7 protein-coding genes and 2 pseudogenes are annotated in these 9,082 nt (G+C 74.5%); 4 read left to right on the top strand and 5 right to left on the bottom strand.

Annotated features, from left to right (window positions below; all coding sequences use genetic code 11):
- The 3 genes and pseudogenes from GT045_RS13775 to GT045_RS13765 all read right to left on the bottom strand — a co-directional run.
- A pseudogene (locus GT045_RS13775) lies at positions 1–1,282 on the bottom strand (lantibiotic dehydratase); the annotation flags it as partial.
- Position 1,283: 1 nt separating this feature from the next.
- Positions 1,284–2,246, bottom strand: coding sequence for a thiopeptide-type bacteriocin biosynthesis protein (locus GT045_RS13770; protein WP_161334334.1), 963 nt, complete (start codon positions 2,244–2,246; stop codon positions 1,284–1,286).
- 450 nt (positions 2,247–2,696) lie between these two features.
- A complete protein-coding gene (locus GT045_RS13765; protein WP_161334333.1) occupies positions 2,697–4,106 on the bottom strand; it encodes a PLP-dependent aminotransferase family protein in 1,410 nt (469 codons plus the stop codon).
- 46 nt (positions 4,107–4,152) lie between these two features.
- Here GT045_RS13765 and GT045_RS13760 point away from each other — a divergent pair, with 46 nt between their 5' ends.
- Complete coding sequence (locus GT045_RS13760) at positions 4,153–5,397, top strand: MFS transporter (protein ID WP_345942641.1); 1,245 nt, start codon at positions 4,153–4,155, stop codon at positions 5,395–5,397.
- Here GT045_RS13760 and GT045_RS13755 read toward each other — a convergent pair.
- A complete protein-coding gene (locus GT045_RS13755; protein ID WP_161334332.1) occupies positions 5,388–5,819 on the bottom strand; it encodes a YciI family protein in 432 nt (143 codons plus the stop codon). The genes GT045_RS13760 and GT045_RS13755 overlap by 10 nt on opposite strands.
- 103 nt (positions 5,820–5,922) lie before the next feature.
- Here GT045_RS13755 and GT045_RS13750 point away from each other — a divergent pair, with 103 nt between their 5' ends.
- The 3 genes and pseudogenes from GT045_RS13750 (at position 5,923) to GT045_RS13740 (ending at position 8,128) form a co-directional block, all read left to right on the top strand.
- On the top strand, positions 5,923–6,789 hold the full coding sequence (locus GT045_RS13750) for a LysR family transcriptional regulator (RefSeq protein WP_161293089.1): 867 nt from the start codon (positions 5,923–5,925) through the stop codon (positions 6,787–6,789).
- Between the two features lie 267 nt (positions 6,790–7,056).
- Positions 7,057–7,570, top strand: a pseudogene (locus tag GT045_RS13745) (N-acetyltransferase).
- A 159-nt stretch (positions 7,571–7,729) separates the two neighbouring features.
- Positions 7,730–8,128, top strand: a complete 399-nt coding sequence (locus GT045_RS13740) for a TOBE domain-containing protein (RefSeq protein WP_161334331.1) — start codon at positions 7,730–7,732, stop codon at positions 8,126–8,128.
- Here the strand turns inward: GT045_RS13740 and GT045_RS13735 are convergent.
- On the bottom strand, positions 8,076–9,082 hold a 1,007-nt coding region (locus GT045_RS13735; protein ID WP_202527985.1), incomplete at its 5' end, for a helix-turn-helix domain-containing protein. The two genes, GT045_RS13740 and GT045_RS13735, sit on opposite strands and share 53 nt — an antisense overlap.

Raw genomic sequence — 9,082 nt, 5'->3', positions numbered from 1 at the left:
GTGGGCGCGGTGGGGTGCCCGGTGACAGGTGTGGGCGCGGTGGGGCGCCCGGAGACAGGTGTGGGCGCGGTGGGGCGCCCAGACGGAGGACGTCCTCCGCCGTGAACCAGTCCGTGGCGTGGCGGCGTGGACCCGCGCACACCTGCAGGACGCCGAGTTCGACGAGATGGGCGAGGAAGCCGCGCAGTACCGCCGGGCCCGGAACCGCCGCCCGGATCGCCGCCGTGCCCAGCAAGGTCGCTTCGACGTCGCCCAGCGGTCGCGGTCCGTCGGACAGGAGGGCCAGCACGCGCTCCAGCGGCCGGGTGCGGCGCAGGACGACCTCGCGCAGCCGGTCGTGTTCGTGCGGATCGATGACCCAGCACCGCAGCACGCCAGGGCCGGTCGGAGTCCCGGCGGGCTGAAGGAAGTGCAGCGGTGCCGGGGCCAGCAGCGTGGCGGGTCCGGCGGCCCTGAGGTCCAGGCCGGCGAGCCGCGCGCGCACACGGTGGACGTTCTCGACGGACTCGGCCGCGAGCGCGCCCAGCACCGTTCCCGGCGGAACGAGCCGGGGCAGGGGCCGGCCGTGCGGATCGGCCTCCCGGACGGGAGACGGGTCACTCACCGGGGTGTCCCCGGCTCCCGTGCCGTCCCCTTCAGCCGACGTGACGGGCAGTTGGGTGACCTGGCCGGCCCAGCCGCGCGGAGTGGTCTTCGCCGCGGCCCGGCCGAGGGCCCGCCACAGGTACGCCCCTCGCTTGTACAGCCGTTTCCCGCTCCAGGTCTCCCCCGCGGCCAGCCGTCGGGAGATGTCCGCGGAGATCCCGGGGTCCGTCTCGTCGAGGAAGGCCCGCATGACCGGCGACGCGCACACCATGGCCCAGACCAGAGCGCCCACCCGCTCACGCTCGGCCGTCACCGCGTTCGCGAGTTCCTGCCGCGCGGTCGCCGCCGACTCGGTCTCGCAGGACAGCCGCGCCGCCTCCTCGGCCAGGGGCCGGGCGACGGGCAGCCGGTCCAGGAGCCGGACCTCGGCCGGGCCGGGTGCCGTTCCCGAGTGCAGCCGACGGCGCAGAGCCAGTACGGCGTGGCGGTCGGCGGGCGTCAGAGCGGGGTGCGGCACCACCGTCTCCCCCAGCCGTTCGGCCAGTGCGCGCACGCGCTCGGTCCGCCGTTCGTCGCTCCGGGCCTGCTCGGCGACCTGGGCGAACAGGTGGGGGTCGCCTGCCGCCGCCCAGGATTCGAGGGGCATGCCGGCCACGCGGAGCAGAGCCGTGCCGCCCAGTACCGGGTCCTCGTGCACGTCACGTCCTCCCCTCACCGACGAGGGCGTGTGTGAGCAGGCTCTGCCGGGCCAGCGACAGCCGCCCCCGGTTCCAGTGGAAGATGACGTGGTGTGCGGCGGCGCGGCGCGGGCCGATCAGCGCGTCACCGGACTCGAAGTAGGCGGTGCGCCAGTGCTCGGCGGCGCGGCGCACGGCGTCGGCGTACGCTGCCACCGCTGTCCGCCGCTCCGCCGGGACCCTGGCGAGCAGTCCCGGTCGTCCGGCCTGCCAGGCGGCGAGGATGCCGGCGGCGGCACGGCGGCCGTCGTCGTCCGGGTCCGTGGCCAGTCTGCGTCCGGTGTCGTCCCGCACCACCTCCCAGACGCCCCGGTGTTCCCAGCCGACGATGCCGAGGCCGGCGAGGAGTTCACCGAGGAGCACCAGGGACAGCCGCCAGTCCGCGAGCTGTCCCGGTCCGTCCTCCCCCGCATTCGCGGTGTGGTGATCCAGCCAGGCGAGGGAGTCCACGGTGAACAGCGCGTGCACGTGTCGCATCGACAGTGGGCCGCCGAAAAGATATGTCTCCGGTTCGTACATTCCGTGATACGGCGGACGCAGTTGTCCGTCCAGGTCGCGAAAACGGCGCGTCAGTTCCCTACGGAGAACCTCGCTTTCGGGTACGCCGGCCTCGAAACGGACGCGCAGTCCCGGCGGTTTGTGCATGAAGAAGAAAGAGCGCGCGGTTCCGGAGGCGATCAGTTCGCGGGCCGAGTCCGCGATGACGCGGTACGTTCGGGCCCAGGCCGTCGGCGCGGGTTCGAGGTTGACCTGGACCCAGCCGGTCTCGGGCAGGTCGTCGCGCAGCGCACGCAGGCCCGCCGTCAGAAAGGTGCGGCGTGCGGCCTCGTAGGCGGAGCCCGTCGCGTCGACGGGTACGCAGCCCCACGGCTCGCTCCGCACCTCACGGAGACAGTCGGCCAGTAAGCGCTCAACCTCCACCATGATCCGGCCTCCTTGTGGTTTTCGCTTCACCACTCGGAGTTCCGCAATTGCGCCCTTCTGAAAAACGGAAGAGCAATCTTCATATGATGAACAGAGTTGCGCCCGGTGCGTATGGGGGGTTTCATGCGCCGGAGGCGCACACTCCGGGACATGGCGAGCACCGGAGCATCATTCCTCCACCGCGGCTCCGTGCCCTCCCGAGCCACGAATTAACGGAAATCCATGGCAGCGATCTCCATGGTGCACACCAGCAATCCGGCGTCATGGCACGACAGGGCGGCTGGACTGCCCAGGGGTGTCCGACCAGGAGCGCCGGCACGGGTGCTCCGGTCCCGCGGGGTGGGCCTCAACCACGACAAGTCCTACCGCCCGCGCCCGCCAGGACCAAGCGCCGGGACGGGTGCTCCGGTCCCTGAGCGCCGGGCCGGGAACGCCGGGCCTGGCCCGGGTCTACGGCCGGCCGGTCAGCAGGTGGCCGACGGCCGCGATGCCTTCGGCGATGGCTCGTTCGCCGACGTCACCGAAGCCGAGGACCAGCTGTGCGGGCGTGGCGGCGCCCGAGGCCCGCCAGGTACTCATGCCGTACAGACCCACCGACCGTGCCCGGGCGGCGGTGACGACGTGGTGTTCGTCGGCACCGGCGGGCAGGTGGGCGACGGCGTGGAACCCGGCCGCGAGGCCGGTGACCGGCACCCCGGGGGCGTGTTCGGCGAGCGCGTCGAGCAGGACGCCACGGCGGCCCGCGTAGCCGGCCCGCATACGGCGCAGGTGGCGGTCGAAGCGCCCGGACTCGATCAGCCGGGCCAGGGCGAGTTGGTCGAGCGTGGACGTGCCGCGGTCACTGCGCAGCTTCTGCTCGGTGAAGGCGTCGCTCAGGCCGGGCGGGCAGACCGCCCAGCCGATGCGCAGGGCCGGGGCGAGGGACTTGCTGACCGTGCCGAGGGAGACGACGCGGTCGGGCGCCAGGCCCTGGAGGGCGCCGACGGGTTCGCGGTCGTAGCGGAACTCCGCGTCGTAGTCGTCCTCGATGATGATCGCGTCGTGGTCGCCCGCCCATGCGACGAGGGCCAGCCGGCGTTCCGGGGTGAGGGCGACGCCCGTGGGCCATTGGTGGGCCGGGGTGACGAGGACGGCACGGGCGCCGGTCGCGGCCAGCGCGGCCACGTCGATGCCGTGCTCGTCGACCGGCACGGGCACCGCACGCAGGCCCGCGGCCGTGGCGCACGGGACGACGGTGGCGGGTGAACCGGGGTCCTCGAAGGCGACCGTTCGCACGCCGCTCCCGGCGAGGACGCGGAGGGCGAGAGCGAGACCCTGGGCGTAACCGTTGCAGACGACGATGTGCTCCGGGTCGGCCGCCGCCGCGCGTACCCGGCGCAGGTAGCCGGCGAGGACCTCGCGCAGGGTCCGGCTGCCGCGCGGGTCGCCGTAGCCGAGGTCCGCGGTCGGCATGGTGCGGGCCGCCTCGCGCGTGGCCCGGAGCCAGTCCTGCACCGGGAACGCGGCCAGGTCCGGGACGCCGCAGCGGAAGTCGGCCACCGGGCGGGCGGCGGTCCTGCGCGGCTGTGTCGCCGCCGGCGCAGCCGCGGCCCGGGCCGCCACCCGGGTGGCCGACCCCGGGCGGGCCACCAGGTAACCCTCGGCGACGAGTTGGGCGTAGCACTCCTGCACCAGCCCGCGGGAGACGCCCAGCGTACGGGCCAGTTCCCTGGAGGACGGCAGCCGTTCGCCGACCTGCACCCGGCCGGTGCGGACGGCGTCCCGCAGTCCGTGCTCCACCTGTGCGCGCAGGGGCGGCCCACCGCTCCGGTCCACGACCAACAGCAGTTCGGGCGGGCAACTGGACCATTCCAACGGCACGGAACCGGAGCTTACCGCGATCCGGTGGGCCTCCTACCGTCGTGCCGTGACCACGACTCCCGAGGTGAGCTCCCCGGCGCCCCCGCCCCGACCGGCCCTGCTGACCGGGCCGTTGCTGCTGCGCTTCGTCTCCGTACTGGGCGCCTCGACCAGCTTCTACCTGCTGCTGTCGGCCGTCCCGGGCTACGCCACCACCGGCGGCGCGGGCGACGGCGCGGCCGGGCTGGCCACCGGCGCGCTGATGCTGACCACGGTCGCGGGCGAACTCGCCACCCCCGCACTGGTCAACCGCTTCGGCTACCGCGCGGTGCTGGCCGTGGGCCTGGTCCTGCTGGGCGCGCCGGCGCTCGCGCTGACGGCCTCCCGGGAGCTGTGGTGGATCGTGGGTATCTGCCTGCTGCGCGGGCTGGGATTCGCGTTCACCGTGGTCGCCGGCGGAGCGCTGACCGCGTCACTCATCCCGGCCGAACGGCGAGGCGAGGGACTGGCGGTGGTCGGCATCGTCGGCGGAGTGCCCTCGCTGGTGGCACTGCCGCTGGGGGTGTGGCTGGCCGCGCACGTGGGCTACGGCGTGGTCTGCACGGTGGGAGGCGTGGCCGCGCTGGCCGCGGTACTCACCGTTCCGGGCCTGCCCGGCCGCGGCAAGGCGCCGGGGCGGCCCGTCGGCATGTACGAAGCGCTGCGCACGGGCGGACTCCGGCGCCCTGCCGTGGTCTTCGCCGTCACGGCCGTCGCGGCCGGGATCATCGTCACCTTTCTCCCGCTCGCCGTGGCCGCCTCCGGTTCCACCACCGTCGCCGTGGCCTTGTTCGTCCAGCCCACGGCCACCACTGTGGCCCGCTGGCTGGCCGGCCGGCGCGGGGACCGGCGCGGGGCCGGCGGGCTGGTGCTGCCCGGCCTGCTGCTGTCCGCAGTCGGCACGCTGCTGATGGCCCCGACCGGCAGCTCCGTGGCCGTCGTCGTCGGGGTCGGCGTGTTCGGAGCGGGCTTCGGCATCGCCCAGAACTCCACGCTGACGTTGATGTACACGCGGGTGTCCGCAGCCGGCTACGGCACCGTGAGCGCGCTGTGGAACCTCGCGTACGACGCGGGCATGGGCATCGGCGCGGCCGCGTTCGGCCCGCTCGCGGCGGGAACCGGTTACCCGTGGGCCTTCGCGCTGACGGGTGCCGCGATGCTGACCGCCGTGGTGCAGGCCCGGGACGACACGGGACGGACGCCGCCCAGCCGGCGGACCGGGGGCGCGGGCCCGCGGCGACACCGGCGGCGGGCACCGGATCCTCACCCTTGACCGTCAGGGCGTCGGCGGCCGGAGCCCGCGTCCGACCGCCACGGCGAGGCAGCCGGACCCTGCTCTCCGACCGCCACGGTGGCGGAAGCCGGACCCTGCTCTCCGACCGCCACGGTGGCGGAAGCCGGACCCTGGTGTCGGACCGCATCGGTGGCGGCCCGCTCCGGTGGCCACGTCGGGTGGAACCGCAGGATCTCGGCGGTGGCGGCGCCGCTGGTGACGAAGGGGTCGGAGGCGACGGCGGCCTCGATCTCCGCCCGCTCCCCCTCCGCCACGACCAGCCCACCCGTACGGGGCTCCAGCGGGCCCGCCAGGCGCGCGAGCCCCCTGGCGAACACCCCGTCGGGATTGGCGTAGTGGGCGTCCTTCAGCGCGTCGATGGTCTCCAGCGGCGCGCCGTACCTGAACACGATCACGAACATGCCACCAGTGAAGGCGAGACCGGGCCGCGAGCGCCAAGACCGGTTCGCGGACGGGGCTATAGGCTGGCACCTATGGGCACAGCTGGGAGTCGGTGAACCGGGCATGGACGAGATCCCGGGTGTGGAGTTGCGTCATCTGCGGTACTTCGCCGCCGTCGCCGAGGCAGGCACCGTCACCGAGGCGGCCAGGTGTCTGCGGATCGCCCAGCCGAGCCTCAGCCAGCAGATCCGCCTGCTGGAACAGCGCGTGGGCACCCCGCTGTTCCGGCGCCTGCCCCAGGGCATGGAGCTGACCGAGGGCGGTCGACTGCTGCTGGACGGCGTCAACAGGGCCCTGGGCGAACTGAGTTCGTCCGTGGCGGCGGCGCGCGCCGCGGTGCCCGTGGCGACGGTGGGCGTGTGCCGGGGAGTCGCACGCTCGGTCCTGACCCGGGCGGAGCAGATCATCACGCGCAAAAGCCGGTTCGGTGTCTCCTACCGCCAGGTCGACTCCCAGCAGCAGGGCGATCTGCTGCGGTCCGGCGCACTGGCGTTCGGCATCCTGCGTGCGCCCGTGGACACCGCGGGCCTGGAGCTGTGCACGGTCAACGACGAACCGCTGGGCGTCGTCCTGCACGACCGCCACCCGCTCGCCCACCGGTCACGGCTGACCTGGTCCGACCTCCCGTCGCAGCGCCTGCTGTGGTTCCCGGCGGAACGCGCCCCCGGGTACGCGGCCACCGTCCTCGCGCACCTGCGTCAGCGCGGCTGGGCCCCGGAGACGGTCCCGGACGACAACACCGGGCACACCCTGTTCCGCCACCGGCTCATCGGGCAGGACGATCTGGTCGCGCTGCGCACCCTGAGCAGTTCTCAGGGAGACCCGGACCTGGTCTGGCGCCCGCTGGGGCCCGAACCGCCACACGAACACCTGGTCCTGGTCGCCCCCGCCCGCACGTCCTGGAGCCGGCAGCTGGACGACGACCGCTGAACCGGCAGCTCAACACCGGCCGGGGCGGCAGGGTAGCCTGTCCGAGTCCGTGCCTGACCGGGCTCGCGCCCGGTCAGGGTGCCGTAGCGATGTTCGAAGAAGAGGAAGAGGGAGGTGAGGTCGATGACCGCGCTCGAGGCCACCGTGCGCAGCGCCCGTGTCTCCCTCACGTCCCGGGCCGTGGCCTGACCTTCTGTTCCGCTTCGCCGAGAGCGTGAGCTCGCGGGGCGATCACCCGAACATCCTCCGAAACGGATCTCCATCACCATGGGCATCACCTGGAACACACGCGCCGAGACCGGCGCCGACATCCCCGCCGTCCGTGACATCAACCTCGCCGCCTTCCCCACCCCGGCGGAGGCCGACCTCGTCGACGCGCTGCGCGCCGACCCGGCGGCCTGGATCGAGGGCCTCTCGCTCGTCGCGACCGACGACACCGACCGCCCGGTGGGGCACGCCCTGCTGACCCGCTGCCACATCGGTGGCGCACCGGGCCCTGTGCCTGGCCCCGTGCGCCGTGCGCCCCGAGCAGCAGCGGACCGGTGCGGGCAGCGCCGCCGTCCGCGCCGCGCTGTCCGCGGCGCAGCGGCTGGGCGAGCACCATGTCGTCGTCCTCGGGCATCCTGCGTACTACCCCCGGTTCGGGTTCACCCGCGCCTCCGACAGCGGCATCCGGCTGACCATCGACGTCCCCGACGAGGCCCTGATGGCACTCACCCTCGACGCCGGCCACCCGCTCCCCAGCGGCACGGTCCGCTACGCCGCTCCGTTCGGCATCTGAGGCGGCACCGGCCGCGCGGGGCGGACACGGGTCCCCGCGCGGCCGGGCGCCGGGCCACCGCGACGAGGCCGCCGAGCGGGCAGGCCGGGTGCCGGGCGAAGCGGGTGCCGGGGCCTGCGGGGCACCTCCGCGGGGAGAGGGGACGGCTAGGGTTCTACGGTGCCGAGTTACAGCATTGGCCGCGCAGCGCGCCTGTTGAGAGTGAGTCCGGAGACCGTCCGCCGGTGGGCGGACGCCGGGCGGCTTCCGATGGGGCGGGACGGCTCGGGGAACCGGGTGATCGACGGCGTGGGGCTGGCACGGTTCGCGCGGGCGCGGGCGGCCGGGGCCGAGCGGGGTGAGGCGGGCGGCCCCCCGACCTCCGTGCGCAACGCGCTCACCGGGATCGTCACGGCCCTGGCCGCGGACGGCGTCGTCGCCAGGGTGCAGATCCAGGCCGGCCCGCACGAGATCGTGTCCCTGGTGACCCGGGAGGCGGTCGACGAACTGGGCCTGGCCGTCGGGGTCACGGTCGTCGCGCGGGTGAAGTCGACGAGCGTGCAGGTCGAGCGGTCGTAGCGGCCGCCGTGTCCTGCGGGTCCGCGCGGCACAGCAGGGCCGCCCAGACGTCGAGGCGGTCCCGCAGCCGGGACAGGTCACGGCCCGTGAAGTGCTCGATGCGCTGGATGCGGTAGTGCACCGTGTTGACGTGCAGATGGAGTGCCTCGGCCGTGCGGGCCCAGGAGCCGTCGTGGGCGAGGAACACCTCCAGCGTGTTCAGCAGCGCGGCGGTGGAGGCGTTCGCCGAGTCGAACAGCGGGCCGAGGACTGTGCGGCTGTAGGCGGTGCGCACCTCGGCCGGGATGCCCGTGAGCAGGGTGTCCAGGGTGGTGAGGTGGGTGGCGTCGGCGAGGAAGGAGCGTGCCGGCCGGGTCTCCCGGGCGGAGCTGAGGGCGTAACGGGCCTCGGCCAGGGCGCCGGGCAGTCCGGCCGGCTCGCCGGCCGGCGCGGCGAGTCCGCCGTGCAGCGGGATGTCCGGCTCGCAGCCGGCCACGAGGGGCCAGGTCCCGGCCAGGTCGGCGGCGGCCTCCTCGGGCACCACCGCGAACGCGGAGCCGTCGGGCAGGTGCCCCACGGCGGAGAACGCCGGGGTCGTGTGCGCGATCAGCTCCGTCAGCGCACCGTCCGCAAGTCCCGCGTGCCGGGCGCCGGTGTCGGCCACGATCACGCGGTACGGGCCGGCTGCCGGCAGCCCGCACAGCCGTACGGCGGTGGCCGCGTCCCCGGACTCGCGGTCGGGGGCGGGGTCGGTGAGCAGTCTGCCGAGTGCGTCGGCAGCCTCGCGCCCGGCGGCGCGGCGGTGGGCCAGCGTCTCCTGGCAGCGACCGAGGAACGCGGCGATCTCGTGCAGCAGGCGGGGCGGGGCCGCGGCGCCGTCCGGCAGGTGCAGCCACCAGCGTTCGTAGGGGCCGACCGCGTCCGCTTCCACCGGGACCGTCGCACCGCCGGCGCCTGCGGGCAGGGCCGCGGCCT

Source organism: Streptomyces sp. SID486 (assembly GCF_009865385.1).
Classification (GTDB): domain Bacteria; phylum Actinomycetota; class Actinomycetes; order Streptomycetales; family Streptomycetaceae; genus Streptomyces.
The sequence above is the reverse complement of the archived record's forward strand: the minus strand, read 5'-3'. Positions and strand labels throughout refer to the sequence as shown.